Source organism: Rhodococcus sp. ZPP, assembly GCF_017656075.1.
In the GTDB taxonomy this organism is placed as follows: Bacteria; Actinomycetota; Actinomycetes; order Mycobacteriales; family Mycobacteriaceae; genus Rhodococcus_F; species Rhodococcus_F oxybenzonivorans.
Window position 1 is genome coordinate 3,593,132 of sequence record NZ_CP058638.1, and the last position, 18,454, is coordinate 3,611,585.

Genomic DNA, 18,454 nt, shown 5'->3' on the forward strand with positions numbered 1-18,454 from the left:
GCCCGTGCCACGGTGGAAGAGCAACGATTTCTCTCAGAAAGCGCAGCGCCATGGAAAATACAGCCGAATCCGGTCCCGCCTCCTCGGAGTGCCCCGACTGCCACGCCCTCACCGCCGACCTCGAGGCACACAAACACTGGCACTCCCGGCTCGTCCACGACATCGCCACCGCCGTCGACAAAGACATCGACAGGCGAACACACACTTCGTAACCCGAGGTAACCGTTCTCGGCGACACCGAACGGATCCCGTGAGGGGATTGTGCATTCCGCCCAATCCGATTCATCGCGGGTGCTAACTTAGCCTTGCCTTGTTCCGCTACGGTGCCCTGAGGAGGACCTTATGGAACGGATGCCTCGCATGTGCATGACCCTTGCTGCCGTCGGCGCAGTGACGCTCGCTTCTGCCTGCGGTGACAGCGGCACCGACTCGGCCGATGCGACGGCTGGTCCGAGCGCCTCGGCCGCAGCGGAGGCCGTGCCGGCCGGCGTGGCAGAGCAGTACGAGACCCTCGAGGAAGAGATCGCCGCCGAGGGTGGTGAGACGGATTCCGGGGCGTGGCGGGTGGCGTACATCGTCGAGCCGGCCGAGCCGTGGTACGAGGCGGACGGTCCCGGTCAGCGCTTCCGTGAGCCGGCGCCCGGAGAAACGCACCACATCGAGATCATCCCGTTCGAGGCAGCGACCGGCCGGATCGTGCCGAATGTGCCGATCACGCTCGAGGTGGTGGCCGCCGACGGTCGAGTGGTGGAGACGAAGCCGCTGAATTTCTATTACAGCACCTTCTACCACTATGCGAACAACTTCTCGGTGCCGGATCCGGGGCGCTACACCCTGCGTGCAGCGCTCGGTGTGCCGACGTTCTTCCGGCACGCCGAAGCCGGAGAGGCCCCACCGATGGCGGAGGGTGTGACCGTAGAATTCCCCGATGTAGAACTGGCACAGGAGAACTGAGTACTTTCGATGCACTCGCTCGACTCGTCGTACGAACTGGGTGATCAGCTGAGCTGGCACTGGCAGCAGCAGTTGCGAAGCAGGCTGGCGGGGCTGAGTGACGACGAATACTTCTGGGAGCCGGTACCCGACTGCTGGAGTGTGCGCCCGCGCGGCACTTCGAACGCGCCCGTGCAGGCCGGCAGCGGAGCCTTCACGATCGAATTCGCCTTTCCTGCACCGGATCCGCCACCGGTCACCACCATCGCGTGGCGTCTCGGCCACATCATCGTCGGCGTCTTCGGGGCTCGTATCAGCAGTCACTTCGGGGGTCGTCCGGTCGACTACCAGAGCTTCGACTACGCCGGTACGGCTGCGGAGGCGCTCGACCAACTCGACGAGATGTACGACTTGTGGGTGCGAGGAGTCGCGAGCCTGACAGATGATGCCCTTGCCCGTCCCTGCGGTCCCAGTGAGGGGCCGTTCGCGGATCGCTCGATGGCGGCCCTCGTGTTGCACGTGAACCGGGAAGTCATCCATCACGGCGCCGAGATCGCCTTGCTCCGCGATCTGTACCTGCGTAAGGCGGCGCTCAATTTCGACGCGGAGGCGGAAGTCAGGCCGTGATGGGGTGTTCGATTTCGCCTACCCGGTCGAGCGTCAGGGTGAGGGTTTGTCCCGGCTCCGGCCAAGCTTCATTCTCGAGGGCGCATCCGCCCGGGAGGGTGCCCGTCGCGAACAGTTCCCCGGGGAGGAGTTGTTCGGACCGGCTGGCGTGAGCGAGAACCTCACCGATTCCCCACTGCATCCCCGCGCTCGACACGGTGGCCACCGTCTTGCCGTTGAGACGCACGCTGCCGGTGAGCCGATCGAGGTGTGGCAGTATTTCGTCCGCTGTCACGGCGGTCGGCGACATGGAGCTCGCGAAGTGCTTCGCCTTCTGCAGTCCGAAGCCACTGTCCATCTCGTCTTTCTGGACGTCCCGGGCGGAGAAGTCGTTGACGAGTACAAACGCGCCCACTGCAGCGAGAGCTTCCGCTGGGGTGGCGTCGAGTAATGGTTCGGCCAACACGAAACCGAGTTCCAGCTCGTAGTCGAGAGCGGAGGAGTACGACGGCGCACCGATCGGGGTGCCCGACGGGACGAAAGCCAGGTGGTTGCCCATGTAGTACATGGGCTGCCGATAGAACAACCGCGGCGGGGTGAACCGGGGAAAGGGCGCTCGCCGGAGAGCTTCATAGGCCTGTGTCACCCGGTATGCGGCAGGCATGAAACGTCTGACATAGCCACGCGACGCATCTATATTGTGCTTCTCGTACAGCATGAAGTCGCGAAATGACAACGGCTGGAACGGCATCAACTGGACGGAGTGGCGTAGGTGCCGGTCCGCGGTGTCGATGTCCCACTCAGTGGTAAAGGGCGATCGTGCCCATGCCGGCACCGATTCAATCTTCGTCCACCCATCTGCGTGCCATTGTTCGTGCTCGATTCCTGCCGTCGTCCGTACTCGCCGGATGCGCACTGCGTCTGCCCTCTCCCCCTCGGTAGTGACCCTCCGGTTATACAGTGTCGGCTGCTAGCGTGGAAGGTCGCGACGTGCTGAGGGGGATGCTGTGCCGAGTCCTACTGTGGTCGAGGTCGAACAGAATGTGTTCTGTGTGACCGGTACCGATGTCAATTGGGTCCTGTTGCGGGATGGCACGGACCTGACGCTGATCGACGCGGGTTACCCCGCCGACGTTCCTGCCGTGGAAGAATCCATTCGTTCCATCGGTGGCCGGCCGGAGGATGTTCGGGCAATTCTCCTGACACACGCGCACATCGATCACATCGGAGCGATCAACCACTTCCGCGACAAGTACGGAACGCCGGTGTACATGTCCGCGGTGGAGACATCACACGCCAAGCGGGAGTACCTCGAACAGGCCGGTGAGATGGACGTCGTCAAGAACATCTGGCGGCCGGGAATGTTGCGGTGGTCCCTGCGCATCGCCCGGGCGGGCGCGACACGTCACGTCACCGTGCCCCACGCCGCCGAGTTCCCCGCCGCGGGTCCTCTCGACCTTCCCGGCACCCCGCTCCCGGTGGCGACCACCGGCCACACGTCCGGGCACACGTCGTACTACCTACCGTCTGTCGGCGCGGTGGCGACCGGAGACAGCCTCGTGACGGGGCACCCCACTTCCCGCACAGTGGGTCCGCAGCTGCTGCTCCCGATGTTCCATCACTCCCAAGAGGAGGCCCTTGCGTCGCTCGACGCCCTGGCCACCCTCGACGCCGATCTGCTCATTCCGGGTCACGGCCGAACACAGCGCACCCCGATCCGTGACGCCGTCGCTACGGTTCGCGAGCGAGCCGCCGGCAAGAACGGTTCCGCCCGCACCTGAACGAACTTCCATCCGGGTCAGGCGATGAACCGTCCGAGCCGGCCGGCCTGTTCCTGCAGCGACGGGACGTGTCTCAGCATCAGGTGGTGGTGATCGACGTGCTCGGACAGCGCGATGCTCGCTATGAGCGCGCCCGTATCGGATCGGATGGGGACGGCGATGCAGGCCGACGCGTCCCGGAGTTCGGCGAGTTGGGTGGCGAAGCCCTGGCTCCGGACCAGGTCCAGATTCGCGAGCAGCTCGCTCCTCGCGACGATCGTACGGGCTGTCAGCGCCCGTGGCTCCCAACGGGGAAACACGGATTCGAGTTCCGATTTCTCCGCGAGGAGGAGCTTGCCGACCGCGCACGCGTAAAGGTGCTGGTTGAGAAACGACTCGTCCTCCGGCGGCGGGTATTCGGGGTCGGCGTCGGCCGTGCGGACGGCGACGTTGGTGTAGAAGAACAGGTGGACCCCGAAGCGCACCGACAGTCGCAGTTCGGCGAGAACCTCACGCGCCGCCGCGCATACGGTGGGCACGACGGCCGCGTCGACGAGGATTCCGATCTTCTGTCCGAGCGCGAACCCGGACAGGTCGGGGAGCCGCACCACATAACCTTCGCCCACGAGGATGTTGAGCAGTCGGTACGTCGTCGCCGACGGCATCGACAGGCGGGCCGCGATGCCTTTCGCTGTGACACCCGAGCCGGCCCGGGCCACCTCCTCGAGCACCCGCAGTGCGCTGGTGACGGCCTTCGGCTGACGCCCCGACAGGGCTCTGTCGTCGGCACTCATCGGCGGACCTCCCACGGTCGGTACCGCACCAGCAGGTCTTCGGCCACGGCCTCGTCGTACACACCCATCCGTTCTTCGATTCCAGGGGACCGACGCGCGCGGATCGCGAAGACCGCGGCGCCGACAAGCATCAGAAACAGGTAGACGGCGGTCGCCGCGCCCGCGACATATGTCCGCGAGAACGCCGCCCACCCGACCAGTGCGACCATCGCGGTCGCCGTCAGCACGCCGACGATCACGGGAAGTCGAGTCAGTTCGCCGATCCGCCGGAGGAACGCCGGCGTCGCGACACACAGCAGGACGTACGCGAGGACGTAGCCGTGGGCGGAAACGGCGAGCAGTCCGATCAGGACGTCGCGGCTCGAACCGCTGACGAACAGGTAGAAGACGGGCACCGCGACGACGACCGGCATCGCGGCCGTCAACGCCACATGCGGAGTATGGAACCGGTGGTGCGTCCGGCCGAACACGTTCGGAACCACCCCTTCGCGGCCCATCGCGAACAGGGTGCGCGACAGCGCCGTCGTCGAACCGAGGACGCACGCGAACCACGAGGCGCTAATACCGAGTTCCATGACGATCGACAGCGTCGACGAACCTGCGCCCGAGGTGTCGGGCAACGTGAGGACGATCGGCAGCGAGTCGACTCCCTGCCGCACCGGCTCCGGCAACTGCAGGGCGGCCGCGAACACGTACAAAACACCCAGGGCGATCGGGGTCCACCGGATGGCGCGGGGAACGGCGACGAACGGGTTGCGGGCTTCCCGCGCCACCGTGCCCGCGCTTTCGAACCCGACGAACGACGTGATCGCGAGCAGTAAGGCGAACCCGACCGCGGAACCTGATTTCGCGCCGCCCGCGGATGGGGTCGCGCCCTCGCGGACCGATTGCACGAACGCGACCACCAACGCGGCGGAGGCGGCCACGATCGCGAAGACCTCGATGGCAAGCATGATCCGCGCCGACAATTGCACGCCCCGGACCATGAGGAGAAGGGCGAGCAGTCCGACGATCGCCGCGAGGACCGCGATGAGGGGCGACCCCGCCGGAAGCCCGACTCGGCCGAGTAGCGCGGCGAGGTAACTCGCGGCACCGAGCGTGCTCGCCATGGCCGCGGCCGCGTAACCGACGAGAAGCGACCAGCGTCTACGTAGATCTCATACTATCTGCCACTGGTGTGGCGTGTGTCGGAGATGTACGTGTGTCACGGCTACCCGCATCACCTTGCGGCGGTGCGGGTTTGACCGTGTCCCATACCGACGCTTGTGGTGCAGGAACATGCTGTTTCGGAGTCACCCCCACCCGCGGCGTTGCGGTGGGCAGGCTGCGGCGGACCCGGCGATGCCGCGGCCTGCTCGGGGTCGGGCTGGTCTTGTCCCGGGACTTGCGCACCGGTGCGTGCTCGGCGACCTGGATCGCGGGCAAGCGCCCTCGCCGACGGGTGGCCTTGCCTTTGCCCAGCAGTGCCCGTTTGGCCAGGTTCACCCCGGCAACGTTGTCCCGGTTGCCACCGACCCGGCAACCCGAGCACCACGCCGTGTGATAGCCGCCGGGGCGCGCAAGCGGTTCGTCGCAGCCCGGACATTGTGCGGACGATCCGCGGGCGGGCACCGAGACCACGGTGATACCGACGGCTGCGGCAGTGTGCGCGAGCGCGGTGACCGCTTGGCGGCGGGCGGACTGCGCGGCCCGGTTGTTGTTGACCCGACCGTGCCCGCGGGTCTCGAGGGTCGTGAGATCTTCCACCGCGATCATCTCCGCGCCCGATGCGGCGGCGGAGTCGGTGACCTGGCGGGCGAAGTGGAACGCGAGTTCCCGGTTGATCTTTCCCCGCTTGATACCCACCGCGGCGCGATGCGCGTCGAGGACGGCGATCTTCGTCTCCAGTTGGGCGCGGGCCTCGGGTGGGGCGGTGGCGGCCAGCCGCGTCAACCGGGCCGCCTTGCGGTGCAGCATCTGGCCTTCGGCCTGCAGGCGGGCCAGTTTGATTCCGAGACCCCGGTCGTCGTACGTCCAGCCCCGGTAATCCGACGACAACCCGGCCGGGCCGTCAGCGGTGATGGCGGCGGCGCCGAGTGTGGACGGGGACCAGTCGACCCCGACCGCGACCGTGCTGGCCATCAGATCGGCGGCAGGGATGAGTTCGGTCGCGGCGCACCGCCAGAGAAGACCCCGGTGGTCGAGGACGAGGGTCGGCAGATGCCAGTCGATGATCGCCCGACCGTGCAGGTGCGCGGGGATGGCGGCGGTCAACCGGACCCGCTGCCACTGCGCCCGCCCCGCCGGGGCCGGGCTGGTGGGCAGCTTCACCGTCAACACCAGCTCGTGGTCTGTCGCGGCTATCTGTGCGAGCTGCCGATCGGCGGCCGAGAGTCGAGCCATCGCGCTCGTCTGTGGTGGTCCCTGGACGTCGGTGATCCGCAACCGCGCCGACTGCGCCCCGTCGGTGCGGCGAGAGCGTGCGATGACCTGGCGTCGCACGCCCCGGGCGAAACCCAATGGCACATAGTCGCCCGGTTCGGTCGGCGGCGCCAGAGTGCCGGTGGCCGGGTCGAACCGCTCAGACAGCGCCGCGATCGCCGCATCCCGGAAGGCCAGGGTCCGCAGAGACGCCATCACCTGCGCCGTCACCACCCTGCTCACCCGTGAGGGCACGTAGATTCCGTCCGGGTAGTGCGGGTTCCAGCCGAGGCGGGCGGCGACGACGTGACCCTGTGCGGGCAGCCTGCGACCCGCACCGTCCAGTCCGGCGGCGAGCACGTCGAACGTGACCGGCTGCCACAGCCGTGCCGTCAACTCGGTGCCGGCCGCCGCAATGAGGTCGAGCAGCCACCCCACCCTGGTATCGACATCGTCGAGTCCAATCTGCTCGCCGGTCGCGTCGTCGACCGCCACATGGGCGCGGGTGGTGAACGCGAACTGCCGCTGCGCAGTCGATTCCGGCCCGGTCATGCCGGCCGACCCGGCGCCAGGCACAAACCGAACAAACCCGGGCCGATCGGTCTTCCGAGAAGAGCTGCCATCCCCGAGAAGCTCATCGATCACCCCCCTTTCCCCGCCCTCTGCCACGCCACCTCTCATAGGGCCTCGACTGTAACGCCGACCTCCGACAAGAACCGCTCGATCCGCGCCACCTGTGAACCGAGCCAATCGATCCCGCACACCCCACACCAGGTGTCGGCCCCCGGGCCGCGTCGTCGAGCATCCGGCCGCGCCCGGCCCGCTGCTCCCTCGAGACACGAACCGCGATTCTTGCAGATCCGATACATCGCATCAATATTGCTCTTCCGCAACATCTTGCTGATCGGCTGGCGACGCCTCCCACCCTGCCGAACCCGGCACCCCAATAGCACCTTCGTCCTCTCGGGAGTCGCTCCCGCGCAACATGATGCAGTCCTGCATAGATCGGCACCCCGGTCCGCGCGGCTACAGAGTTGGGGACCCGAACCCCGCGCGCCGAGAAGGCAACCGGCCCTCCGTCGGCGTCCTTGCTCACCTCAACGACCGGCAGCCCACGAGTTCCGGAGACGCCAATCAGAGATGACAGACAGTGCCAGAAACTGATAGTGAGTATTAGATACATTGGCAACAGATGAGAGCCTCCGCCGAAACCGGGCAGCGCCCCGAGTCCTTCACGATGTAGCTGTAGAAACCACTGACGGCCACCATCCGGGTGGCGAACTGTCCGATGCAGTAGCCGACCGCCGTCATCAGAATCGCCGCCGCGACGAACTCCGCAATGGTCGCCCACCGCGTCGGATATGACGAGAGCAGGCAGCGTGACCATCACGGCCGACGGTGCGACCGCGGAAACGGACTGCCCGAGCACCTGGACGAAACTCAGACGCGCCCGCTCGAGACCGGCGACCGGTGATCTACTTCTAATTCTCGGTGTACCGGACACCACGCACCTGCTCTCCACACTTTCCGGCCGGCCCCACGCGAGCGTTCAACCCGGAGCTGCATGAGTTGCACGCTAGCGCAGGAGACGAGCGCGATGCGCCGATCGGACTTAATTTTCGATCACCTCGAATGAGAATGGCCGGAGATATTCGTTCCCGACTCCCGTGCCCACGTTGGCGCATACCGCGGATCAGCTGCGCCGACCCGAAAAGCCGGAATGAGAATCGGCGGTGTCGTGGCCGGAAAAGTCGAATGAGAATGCCGCAGTCGCTGATTCCCATCCCGATTCAGTAGTGACCGGCGATACTTTCGAAGTTATCGTGGGTTCAGGCCGCAGCGCGACGAAGTAAGAAACTTCCGCCAAAAGCGTTCTGCAGAGGCCGGATTCATCCCAGATTCATTCACTCCATCGAAGAGGGCCTGATGACCGCTGTCGTGCACCGGCGACCTCGTCCAGATCTTCCTGATCACGCGCCTGTTCGCGGCCCTGCTGTCCCTCCACAACGTGGCCGATCAGCATGTGTTAAAACCCCACACAGAGGTTGTGTGACATAGTTTTTCTGACACGAGTTGCCGACGCCTTTTCAGGCAATTTCCGCAGTTCGTAGACGTGTGTCGAATAAACCAATGGTTCTCGACAAACGATCTTGGTGACGGCAGTAGCGCACCTCTGACGGTTCAGACGATTCTTCGTTCGGAGTTGCGCGGCGCGCCTTCGATAGGTCGACGCTGCCACGCCGCCCAGTCGGTGGTGGTTTCGGCGGCGGCGTCGAGAAGGAGCGGGAGATATTTCTCGGTGAGGGTCTCGACGGATGTTTCGGCGCGACCATCGGGCGTCACCACTTATGGTGGTGCTTACGGTTGGCATGCTCCTCGGATGCCTCCACTGCGCCCGACACTTGTGGATGAGAGATAACTCCCGCGACTGGGGATGGGTCGCGATCATGAGCGTCGGCATGATCGCGCTGCATACAGTGGACTTCGGTCCGTCCGTGAGCGGCCACCACGGCCACATGACCCGTGCCGCGAACCCGACGGCGGTCGGGCATGCACTGTCCCTGCCCATGGCAGCAGCTCTTCTCACCGCAGCCCTCGAAGCGGTCATTGCTCTGTCCATGGTCTTCTATCGCACGCGGAACACAGACCCGTTGGCACCGAACTGGGACTGATCTTCCTCAGATCGCGGGCCGGTGCATTCTCCACACCTCGAGTGCGTCGTCGAGGACGACATGGTTGGCGACAGCGAAGTTGTGACGTTCGTACAGTGGCAGGTTCCGGTGTGTCGAGGTATCGAGCCAACATGCCGCGTTGCGTCGGTCGAGTTCGGCCAGTCCGACTTTCAGAAGGTCACCGCCCAGTCCTCGGCCTCGCGCTGCGCGGGATACTCCGGCGGTCGCCAAGCACCAGGCGTCGTCCGGAACGTCCATCGCGGACAAACGTTGTTCCGCTTCGGCGGCGTGCTCGAAACGATCCCCATGGAGTTCGACGATCTTCGCTACAAGCGATTCTTCCGGCTCGGGCAGGTCCGGCGGGATGAAAGCTACGACACCGTTGTGTTCTTCGTCGATGTACGCGAGACCGTGTGGCAGCGCCATGTGCCCGAGATACAGGCGCTGAAGTTCGGTCACACGCTGCTGGTGTGAGTCCGCGGCGACGCACCAGTTGGTCCATGGGTAGTCGGCGAAGGCGTCACCGAGGACGGTCGCGGCGCGGTCGAGGTCCGTCGTCGTCATCCGGCGAATGGAGGTTGGCATGACCGCACTACATCACGTCCGCTGAAACCGAAGCCAGTGATTATCGGCCCGCGGAGCCGTAGTCGATCGCTCACCATTGACAGAATGCTGTCATCATGACAGCATTCTGTCATGACTGAAACAGTGCACGTCGCCGTATACGACACCTTCGCCGACTGGGAGGTAGGTCACGCGATCGCCCACATCAACAAGCCCACCTGGCACAAGCAGCCCGGTCGCTACGCCGTCAGTACGGTCGGATCCACCCTGGATCCGATCACCACGATGGGCGGCATGCGCGTGGTCCCGGACACCACGTTGGACAAGATTCGGCCGCAGGACAGTGCAATGCTGATTCTGGCGGGCAACGACATCTGGCCCACCGAGCAGTTCACACCCTTCGCCGAGAAAGCTCGCGAATTCCTCGCCGCCGGGGTTCCGGTGGCGGCGATCTGCGGAGCAACAGGGGGCCTCGCACTCACCGGGTTGCTCGACGATCGCGACCACACCAGCAACGCTGCCGAATTCCTCGAGGGAGTCGGATACGCCGGTGGAAGCCTCTACCGTGATGAGCCGGCCGTCACGGATCGCGATCTCATCACCGCCAGTGCCACTGCGCCGGTAGAGTTTGCACGTGAAATCCTCGCTCGGCTGGATGTATTCGAGCCCAGCGTTCTCGCCTCCTGGTTCAAGCTCTACGGCCACCGCGATCCGGCCGGATTCTATGAACTCATGGCCGTATGAGTGAGCGGCCCGAACAGGAACTGCTCAGCGGGGCAGCCCTCACAACGTTCCGACTCAACGGTCAGTTTCTCGCTGTGGCCGAGGACTTGGCACGTCCGGCGGGGCTCACGGCCGCGTGGTGGCAGGTTCTCGGCGCCGTACTGAATCAGCCGCTGACGGTTGCCGGCGTCGCACGGGAAATGGGCATCACGCGCCAGAGCGTGCAGAGGATCGCCGACCTGCTCGTCGAGCGTGGACTCGCCGAGTATCAGCCGAATCCCGCTCATCGACGAGCCAAGCTCATCACCCCCACGCCGGCGGGGCGCGCAGCGGTGACCGGCATCGACCCCGCGCATGCTGCCTTCGCCGCTCGCCTGGCCGAGGCCATGGGACCCGACAAATTACGTGACGCGCTCGCAGCGATGCGCCGGCTTTCGGCCGTCCTCGACGATCTCGCCGACGGCCAGGAAGGTCCGTAGTTGTTCGATCTCACGGCCTGCGTGCGGGAAGGATGTGGGGGTTCAGGATCCCGGCGGGGTCCAGCGCTGCTCGTATCGACCGCATGACGTCGAGGTCGACCGCACTTCGTCCGAGTGTCATCCAGGGGGCCTTGGCCCGCCCGACACCGTGTTCGGCGCTGATGCTCCCGTTGTGGTCGGTGACGAGATGAAAAACGAAGTCGGACAGAGTGTCCCGCTGATCCGGCGCGGCGTCGAGAAGATTGACGTGAATGTTGCCGTCGGCCACGTGCCCGAAACAGATCGCCCGCACTCCGGGGAAGCGTCGATCGAGGCCAGTGGTCAGCTCGTTCAGGAAGGCCTCGATGTCGCGCAGCGGCGTCGAAATGTCCAACTTCACGGGTGGCGTGGACGAAGCGGCGCCCACCGACTCGGTGTGGCTCTCCCTGTATTGCCACAGCCTGTGCGCCGGTCCTTCCTCCACGACGGCGTCGAGCACGAATTCATGGCTGTCGTCCAGAACCTCGAGGAGCGTGGTCTCGGCGTCCTCGCGACCGGACACCTCCACCAGGACACAGAACGGTGCGTCGGCCGAAAGTGGCCGCCGGAGTTGCTGATGTTGGCAGACCAGGTCGATACCCGACCTCGTCATCAGCTCCGCGGCGTCGAGCGTCAGCCCGGCGCGCTCGAGGCGATCCACCACCATCAGTGCGTCACCCACCGAACCGACTGCGACGAAAGCGACCCGAGTTGCGCTCGGGGGTAGTACGAGTCGCATCAGGACGCGAGTGATCACGGCGAGTGTGCCCTCGGAGCCCGCGAGAAGGCCGGGCAGGCCGTATCCCACGTTGTCTTTCGTCAGCTCTTTCCATCGGGTCAGAACGCGCCCGTCGGACAGCACCGCCTCGATGCCGAGCAACTGAGACCTGGTGTCGCCGTTCTTGATTACCCGGATGCCCCCGGCGTTGGTCGCGACGATCCCGCCGAGGGTTGCCGATTCGCGGGAGGCAAGGTCCACACCGAACTCCACTCCGTGTTCGCGGGCCGCGTCGCGGGCGCGGGCAATGGTCACACCCGCTCCCGCGGCAATGGTGCGGCCGATCGGGTCGACGTGTTCGATGACGGAAAGCCGGGTGGTACTGAGCACCACCTCCCCGTCCATCGGGATCGACCCACCGACCAGACCGGTGTTGCCGCCCTGCGGAACCACGGCGACGCCGGCGCGGGAGCAGAGGGCGAGAACCGCCGAAACCTGCCCGGTGTCGGCGGGCCGGACCACGGCGGTGGTGTGCCCCTGCCAGTGCCCGGTCCAGTCGGTGACATAGCCGGCAACCACGCCGGGATCGGTGAGCACGTGGGACGCACCGACGATGTCGGCGAGCTCGTCGAGGAACGACTGCATCGAAACGGTCATGATTGCCTCCTCTCGACGAGATGTCGCAGTCCATCATCGGCGATGTGGAGGGTGTTCGGGAATCAGCGTTCGAAGGTGAGCACCCAGCGTCCACGCGAGCCGCCCGCATCGAGGGCGGCCAACGCCTCATTCGCCTTCTCGAGCGGATAAGTTCCGGCGATCCGTACCGCGAGCGGGGCGTTCTCGCTTCCCGTGCGTGCGACAGAGCTGAGCAATTTCTCGAGCCTGGCTCCGTCGTGGTGGACCATCACGGCCTGAACGTCGACGCCGCGCACGGCCCCGGGCTTTGCCGGCGGCACGACGCCCACATAGGTTCCGCCGTCGACCACCGCGGAAACCGCCGCGTCTCCGAGTGCCGCGGTATCGAACACGGCGTCGAACCGGGTCGGCGGGATTTCGCCGAGAACCTGTACCGCACCCGCGGACCGCAGAAAATCGGTGTCGGTGGGGCGGCCGAGTGCGCTGACCGTCCATCCCCTCTCGACCGCGAGCGGGACGGCGAACCCGCCCACTCCACCGGCCGCGCCGGTCACCAGCAGCGTTCTGCCCGCGGGATCACCGAGGAGATCGAGTGCCTGATCTGCGGTCGACAGGTTGAGGGGCAGCGTTGCCGCTCCGGCGAAATTCAGGCCGTCCGGAATGCGGGCCACCGCAGTGGCCGGAACGACGACATAGTCCGCGAAGGCGCGGAGCGGTGCATCCAGCCGGTCGTGCAGGGCGACGACCCTCGTGCCGACGGCGGGTCCCACCACACCATCACCCAGCGCGTCCACGATCCCGGCCGCATCCCAGCCCAGGCCCGCGCCGTCGGGCTGATCTATCCATCCGAGCCGGTGATAGATGCCTTGCCTGGTCTGGAAGTCCACTGGATTGACTGCCGCCGCGCGGAGTTCGATTCGGACTTCCCCGGGTCCTACGTCCGGCACTGCCACCTCGATGATCTTCACGTCCTCGGCCCCGGTTGTCACTATTGCTCGCATGGTGCACCCCTTCGGTAGTCGCTGTTGCCGGTTCAGAATCGCCTGACTACTCTCCGTTGGGAAGTAGGCACCTGAAAGTGCGTAACGAAGCAAAAGGGGCGCCCGATGGCGACGACAACCGCAGGACAAGCGCGACATGCGGCAAAGCGAGAGTATGACGTGTATCTGGCGAACTGCCCGAGTCGTCAGCTCCTCGACCGGATCAGCGACAAGTGGGTGTCGCTCATTCTCGTCGCGCTGGGTCAGGGTTCGCGAAGGTACTCCGAACTGGCGCGCGAACTCGCCGGGGTCAGTCAGAAGATGCTGACCCAGACTCTTCGAGCGCTCGAACGGGACGGCCTCGTCGCACGCGAAGTGACTGCGGCGGTGCCCGTCCGCGTCGACTACGAGCTCACCGAACTCGGTAGGTCGCTACTGCCGATCCTCAGAGCGGTCAAACAGTGGGCGGAACACAACATGGACGACGTGACCACGGCTCGTGAGAGGTACGACGGCCGCGCGCAGTAGTCGCGACCTACTGCTGCGGCGGAGGAATATAACGGATCAATCGGTGACGCGGCCTACCGTCCGATCCGGGAGCACACCCGCCGCCACGAGTTCGTCGTAGATGCGCTGCTGCTCGGCGTCGAGACCCGAATACAGCAGGTCGTAGGCGCGCTCTTCTTCCGCGAGGACGGCGACAGGGTCCCAGTCGTCCCCGATGGCCTCGAGCACCGCGGTACGCCGTCGTGCCTCGTCGAGCGTGAGATCGAGCGCGAATGACAGTTCGGAATGGCCGCTCATCGGATCACCTTCGTTTTCGCAGTCGATATCGAAGGGCACAGGGTTACTCGAGCAGGTCCAAGATCACAATGACCTGGATCACGATCGGGAAGATCGCCCACTCGGTGACGTCGAGCGCGGACATGCTGCAGGCTGACGCGGCGTGGCTGTCGGGTACCCTGCCGCATCGTTGGCAATATGACGGGTGCCACAGGAATCCGGGGCTGGCTTCGGGAGAGGACCGATGGTCGAGTGAATATCGTCGAGACTCCGGAACGGCGGCGCGGAGCCGGTCGTCATCGCCCCGATCGTGGAGCGCCGGAGCGTACAGACAATGAGCGAGCCCCCGGCACTGGGTTCCGGACCGACATCGAGGGCTTGCGGGCCGTCGCAGTGCTGGCAGTCGTGTTGTTTCACGCGGGCGTTCCCGGCCTCGACGGCGGATTCGTGGGCGTCGACGTGTTCTTCGTCGTGTCCGGCTTCCTCATCACCGGGCTGCTGTGGCGGGACGTGACCGCCACCGGGAATGTGCGGCTCGCCCGGTTCTACGCGGCGCGGGCCAGGCGGCTGCTGCCCGCCGGTGTCACCGTGCTGGTGGTCACCGCGGTCGGTGCGGCCATGCTCCTGCCGCCGCTTCAAGCCCGGGCCGTTCTGGGCGACGGGATAGCCAGCGCGCTCTACGTCGGCAACTACCGGCTCGCCCTGCAGGGCACCGACTACCTGTCCGCCGATACACCTCCGTCGCCGTTTCAGCATTATTGGTCACTCGGCGTGGAAGAACAGTTCTACCTGCTGTGGCCTGCGCTGATCATCGGCACGGTCTGGCTGGTCCGGCGCGCTCGAAGGCGCGCCGACGGCGAGGCCTCACCCTCCGTGTGGCCGTTTCTGTTCGGTCTCGCACTCGTGACGGCCGTGTCGTTCGCGATTTCGATGGCCTGGACGAGCACGCTGCCGCCGTGGGCGTACTTCTCCCTGCCCTCGCGAGCGTGGGAACTGGCCGCCGGCGGACTGGTCGCGTTGTCCGTCCCGTTGTGGCGCCGGTTGCCGGCGCTTCCCGCTGCCGTCGCCGGATGGGCGGGACTGGTCCTGATTCTTCTGGGCTGTTTCGCGCTGGACGAGACGACGCCCTACCCCGGGACCGCCGCCCTGCTGCCCGTGCTCGGCACGGTGCTGGTGATCGGCGCCGGCTGCGCCGAACCCCGACTGGGCGCCGCCCGTGGACTCTCGCTTGCCCCGATGCGGGCGATAGGTCGGGTGTCGTACTCCTGGTACCTCTGGCACTGGCCCGTGCTGCTGCTCTTGCCGCCGCTGCTCGGCCATTCCCTGAGCCTCTTCGACCGGCTCGCGGCGGTCGCGCTGTCGGGCGGCCTCGCCGTCCTCACGCTGCGACTCATCGAGAACCCCGCGCGGTTCGCTGCTCCACTGCGTCGGTCGGACACGCGCAGCCTGGCTCTCGGCGGCGCAGTCACCGTGCTCGCCGTCTGCGCGGCGCTCGTACTGCTGGTATTGCGACCTATGCCGGTGGGTCAGGGTGCAGCGGCCGAGGCGCTCACGGTCACCGCGCCGGAGGTCACGGCGGTCCCCACCGTCGATCCGCACGACGCGGCGGTGCATCAAGTGACCGCACAGGTGGCGGCCGCGGTCGCGCATTCGGCCGAGCTGCGCGCCGTCCCGTCCAATCTGACCCCGCCACTCGCCGACGCCCCGGCCGACAAGCCGGCGGTTTTCAACAACGGCTGCGTGCGCTCCTGGCTCGAGGTCGGGCTGGAGGACTGCGTGTCGGGTGATCCTGCTTCGGCCACCACGGTGGCCCTCGTCGGCGACTCACATGCCGCGATGTGGCACCCGGCGTTCGAGCCGGTCGCCGAGCAGCGACACTGGCGGCTCACGACGATGGGCAAGGTCACCTGTCCCTTGATGGAGCTGCCCATCACCAGTCCTTATCTCGGCCGGGCGTACTCCGAGTGCGAGCAGTGGCGCGGCGAGGTGACCGCCCGGCTACAGGCCGAGCGTCCACAACTGATTGTGGTGAGCATGTCCCGGCGGTACGGCGGCGACTTCGGATTTACCACCTACGACCAGGCCTGGATCGACGGCGTGACCCGCATGGTGGCGCAATTGCGGTCCACCGGCGCGGCCGTTCTCGTTCTCGGCCCCATCCCCGATCCGCGCTCCACCGTGCCGACCTGCCTGTCCGGCCACCTCGAGGACGCCACGGCCTGCTCGCCGCCGCACGGTGCCGCGGTGAACTCCGCCGGTATCGCGGCCGAGGCGGCGGCGACCGCGGCCGGCGGGGGCCAGTACGCCGACCTCACCTCACTCTTCTGCACCCCCGACCGCTGTCCGGTGATCGTCGGCAACGACCTGGTGTACCGCGACGACAACCATCTGACGCTCGGGCACGCCAAGAACCTCGCTCCCGTCGTCGGTGCACTCGCCGACCGCGCTCTCGCCCGGCGCTGAGCGGCAACTTCTCTACTGCACCGGCGACGGTGGAGCGGTCGTGGTGGTCGGGATCGTCGTCGTTTCCGGTTCGGTCACCTCTACCGTCGTCGGGACCTCTTGCTGTGTGGGCGGGGTGTCGGTGGCTGCCGCCGTCGCGGACGGTGACGGCTCCTCCGAGAACGCGGCCGACGTGTCGGGCGTGACCACGGCCGCCGTGGGTGCCAGGGGAGCGGCGGTGGGGACGGCCGATGATGTCGTCGTCGGCACGGTGGACGAATCAGTCGAAGACAGAAGCTCTTTCGTCGCGGTGGACGTCGTCGAGGTAGTCGACGCGGTGTCGCTCGGGTCCGCTGTCGAGGCGGACGACGCGACGAGAGCGGTAGCGGACGCGTCGGCGGCGCGGGCCGCCGGCTGTCCCTTCTCTGCTTCCCGGGCCAGATGAGTCAGCCAGGCGGCAGCGTATTGCGAAGAGGTCAACGGCTTTCCGCCCGCGGGGTCGGCGTCGCGCCAATAGTCGAAGTGATGACCTGTTCCCGGACCGAGGGTCTGCTGATACGGATCGCTCATCACTACGGCGACGGTGTTCTCGTTGTCCGCAATGAATCCGATGATCTCGTTGCGAACCTTGGCAGGCAGGTAGACCAGGTCGATTGCCTGGTTCGGCGAGAGCGGTCCGGCGGGTGTATCCGACTGCGCCACTGGGGTACCGGGCTTGTAGGCGGGGTCCGACACCTTGATGAGAACGTCGAGGAAGGTCTCGTCCGACTGCATCCAGTTCTCCTGCGACTGGATTTCGGCAAATGCTGCCAGTGCGATCTGTCCGAGAACCGTCGCCATGTCCTGTGCTGTCGCGACGGTCAGGCCTTCGCGCTCGAGGGCATCGACGTTCAGTTGTCTGCCCACGTTGACGGCGAGCTGCAGCAGGGCGATGTTGTCCGGCGCGGAGCAGGTCAGGTCTCCTTCCGAACAGAAGGACGCCACTTTGCCGTCCAGTGCGCCGAATCCGCCGGATGTGCCAGGTAGGGCGCCCCCTCCCGGAGCTCTGTTGCCGCCGGACTGGTAGGCGAGATCGAATCCGTCGGGATTGCGGAATTCGTTTTCGGCGCCGGGGAAGGGGCCTCCGCCGACTTCACGTCCGGCATCCGCCAGGATCACCACACCGACCACGGATGCCGGGTCGACGATGTCGTAGCCGTCCTCGCCGACTTCCTGGTTGCCGACTTCCATCGCGACCCGGCGCGCCACATCGGCGCCCTCGCTGTAGCCGACGATGGCGAACTTCGTGTCCGGGCAGGAGGCGGCGATCGTGCGCATCACGGTTTCGGTGTTGTCGACACCGACATTCACCGCGTCCTCGTACGACGACATGTTCGCCGGATAGTCGATGTAGACGGCGGCATAGGAACCCTCGCCGACGGCCTGACCGGGTGCGTTGACCACCGGATCCACCCAGTCGCTGCTGTACTCGCTGGACAGAGCCGCCGGGAGCGGCGTGCCGTCGGGCGCCACCAGCATCTGGTGCGTGCCCGCGTGCGGCGCGTCGTTGCGCCCGGCAACTGCGATGCTCACCATGTCGTAACACGCGGTCGAGGCTGCAGCAGTCAGGGCCGTGGCCGTCGTGGTCGGCGCCCCGGGGTTCGACCAGGGGGCGGCAAGCAGCGCGGCAAGTCCCAGCACGCCAGGCGCCAGAAGCCCCGACGCCATCCGGCGTCGGTGTGCCGCACGTGTCGTTACGCCATGTTTCATGGTCAACCTCATTCGGTCCGGCCCCGACCAATGACAATGCGTTACCAGGCACGTCGGAATCCGACACCGATGCGTTACATACCTGCGGCAGAGTTAGCAGGGCGCAGGCACTCGAGGCGGACGCCAGCGGTCGCCGCAACACGCATGGTTTGGCAGAAGCACATTGCAGCTCCGATTGAGGATCCGCTCGCGGGAAC

The 18,454-nt window shown here is 66.3% G+C and carries 18 protein-coding genes and 2 pseudogenes; 9 read left to right on the forward strand and 11 right to left on the reverse strand.

Annotation, left to right across the window (positions count from 1 at the left end; translation table 11 throughout):
- The first annotated feature begins 50 nt into the window (after positions 1-50).
- From HYG77_RS17015 to HYG77_RS17025, 3 genes are all read left to right on the forward strand, one after another.
- Positions 51-212, forward strand: coding sequence for a hypothetical protein (locus HYG77_RS17015; RefSeq protein WP_201453392.1), 162 nt, complete (start codon positions 51-53; stop codon positions 210-212).
- A 130-nt stretch (positions 213-342) separates the two neighbouring features.
- A complete protein-coding gene (locus HYG77_RS17020; protein ID WP_109334592.1) occupies positions 343-954 on the forward strand; it encodes a hypothetical protein in 612 nt (203 codons plus the stop codon).
- Positions 955-963: 9 nt separating this feature from the next.
- Entirely contained in the window at positions 964-1,560 is a 597-nt protein-coding gene (locus tag HYG77_RS17025) for a DinB family protein (RefSeq protein WP_109334590.1), read from the forward strand.
- Here HYG77_RS17025 and HYG77_RS17030 read toward each other — a convergent pair.
- Complete coding sequence (locus tag HYG77_RS17030; protein ID WP_244372910.1) at positions 1,550-2,374, reverse strand: fumarylacetoacetate hydrolase family protein; 825 nt, start codon at positions 2,372-2,374, stop codon at positions 1,550-1,552. The genes HYG77_RS17025 and HYG77_RS17030 overlap by 11 nt on opposite strands.
- 172 nt (positions 2,375-2,546) lie before the next feature.
- Between HYG77_RS17030 and HYG77_RS17035 the strand changes: the two genes are divergently transcribed.
- Positions 2,547-3,320 carry an MBL fold metallo-hydrolase gene (locus HYG77_RS17035; protein WP_109334588.1) on the forward strand — a complete coding sequence of 258 codons (774 nt, stop codon included), beginning with the start codon at positions 2,547-2,549 and terminating at the stop codon, positions 3,318-3,320.
- A 17-nt stretch (positions 3,321-3,337) separates the two neighbouring features.
- Here the strand turns inward: HYG77_RS17035 and HYG77_RS17040 are convergent, their stop codons facing one another.
- The 5 genes and pseudogenes from HYG77_RS17040 to HYG77_RS17055 all read right to left on the reverse strand — a co-directional run bounded on the left by HYG77_RS17040 (position 3,338) and on the right by HYG77_RS17055 (position 8,836).
- Positions 3,338-4,093: an IclR family transcriptional regulator C-terminal domain-containing protein gene (locus HYG77_RS17040; protein WP_208959982.1), complete on the reverse strand. Its 756-nt coding sequence runs from the start codon at positions 4,091-4,093 to the stop codon at positions 3,338-3,340.
- Positions 4,090-5,235: pseudogene (locus HYG77_RS17045) on the reverse strand (APC family permease); the annotation flags it as partial. The pseudogene HYG77_RS17045 and the gene HYG77_RS17040, both read right to left, overlap by 4 nt.
- A gap of 4 nt (positions 5,236-5,239) precedes the next feature.
- On the reverse strand, positions 5,240-7,045 hold the full coding sequence (locus tag HYG77_RS17050) for a zinc ribbon domain-containing protein (protein ID WP_208959983.1): 1,806 nt from the start codon (positions 7,043-7,045) through the stop codon (positions 5,240-5,242).
- 646 nt (positions 7,046-7,691) lie between these two features.
- Positions 7,692-7,997: pseudogene (locus tag HYG77_RS39665) on the reverse strand (amino acid transporter); the annotation flags it as partial.
- Between the two features lie 677 nt (positions 7,998-8,674).
- Positions 8,675-8,836 (reverse strand): hypothetical protein, encoded by a 162-nt coding sequence (locus HYG77_RS17055; protein WP_208959984.1) that lies wholly within the window; start codon positions 8,834-8,836, stop codon positions 8,675-8,677.
- A 65-nt stretch (positions 8,837-8,901) separates the two neighbouring features.
- Between HYG77_RS17055 and HYG77_RS17060 the strand changes: the two genes are divergently transcribed.
- Complete coding sequence (locus HYG77_RS17060) at positions 8,902-9,165, forward strand: hypothetical protein (RefSeq protein ID WP_208959985.1); 264 nt, start codon at positions 8,902-8,904, stop codon at positions 9,163-9,165.
- A gap of 6 nt (positions 9,166-9,171) precedes the next feature.
- On the opposite strand, the gene HYG77_RS17065 is transcribed toward HYG77_RS17060, so the two are convergent.
- Positions 9,172-9,750, reverse strand: coding sequence for a GNAT family N-acetyltransferase (locus HYG77_RS17065; RefSeq protein WP_208959986.1), 579 nt, complete (start codon positions 9,748-9,750; stop codon positions 9,172-9,174).
- Positions 9,751-9,861: 111 nt separating this feature from the next.
- Between HYG77_RS17065 and HYG77_RS17070 the strand changes: the two genes are divergently transcribed.
- Both HYG77_RS17070 and HYG77_RS17075 read left to right on the forward strand, forming a co-directional pair.
- Positions 9,862-10,473, forward strand: coding sequence for a type 1 glutamine amidotransferase family protein (locus HYG77_RS17070; protein WP_208959987.1), 612 nt, complete (start codon positions 9,862-9,864; stop codon positions 10,471-10,473).
- Entirely contained in the window at positions 10,470-10,931 is a 462-nt protein-coding gene (locus tag HYG77_RS17075) for a helix-turn-helix domain-containing protein (RefSeq protein ID WP_109334576.1), read from the forward strand. The genes HYG77_RS17070 and HYG77_RS17075 overlap by 4 nt, the downstream gene beginning before the upstream one ends.
- A 10-nt stretch (positions 10,932-10,941) precedes the next feature.
- Here HYG77_RS17075 and HYG77_RS17080 read toward each other — a convergent pair whose 3' ends face one another.
- Together HYG77_RS17080 and HYG77_RS17085 are read right to left on the reverse strand one after the other, a co-directional pair.
- Positions 10,942-12,312 carry an FAD-binding oxidoreductase gene (locus tag HYG77_RS17080; protein WP_109335467.1) on the reverse strand — a complete coding sequence of 457 codons (1,371 nt, stop codon included), beginning with the start codon at positions 12,310-12,312 and terminating at the stop codon, positions 10,942-10,944.
- Positions 12,313-12,386: 74 nt separating this feature from the next.
- Positions 12,387-13,304 carry an NADP-dependent oxidoreductase gene (locus tag HYG77_RS17085; RefSeq protein ID WP_109334574.1) on the reverse strand — a complete coding sequence of 306 codons (918 nt, stop codon included), beginning with the start codon at positions 13,302-13,304 and terminating at the stop codon, positions 12,387-12,389.
- Between the two features lie 105 nt (positions 13,305-13,409).
- On the opposite strand from HYG77_RS17085, the gene HYG77_RS17090 reads away from it, so the two are divergent.
- Entirely contained in the window at positions 13,410-13,811 is a 402-nt protein-coding gene (locus HYG77_RS17090; RefSeq protein WP_109334572.1) for a helix-turn-helix domain-containing protein, read from the forward strand.
- A 36-nt stretch (positions 13,812-13,847) separates the two neighbouring features.
- On the opposite strand, the gene HYG77_RS17095 is transcribed toward HYG77_RS17090, so the two are convergent.
- Entirely contained in the window at positions 13,848-14,087 is a 240-nt protein-coding gene (locus HYG77_RS17095) for a DUF6400 family protein (protein WP_109335466.1), read from the reverse strand.
- Between the two features lie 231 nt (positions 14,088-14,318).
- Here HYG77_RS17095 and HYG77_RS17100 point away from each other — a divergent pair, with 231 nt between their 5' ends.
- A complete protein-coding gene (locus tag HYG77_RS17100) occupies positions 14,319-16,529 on the forward strand; it encodes an acyltransferase family protein (RefSeq protein WP_244372912.1) in 2,211 nt (736 codons plus the stop codon).
- 12 nt (positions 16,530-16,541) lie between these two features.
- Here HYG77_RS17100 and HYG77_RS17105 read toward each other — a convergent pair whose 3' ends face one another.
- Positions 16,542-18,257, reverse strand: a complete 1,716-nt coding sequence (locus tag HYG77_RS17105; RefSeq protein ID WP_208959989.1) for a cutinase family protein — start codon at positions 18,255-18,257, stop codon at positions 16,542-16,544.
- Positions 18,258-18,454 lie beyond the last annotated feature (197 nt).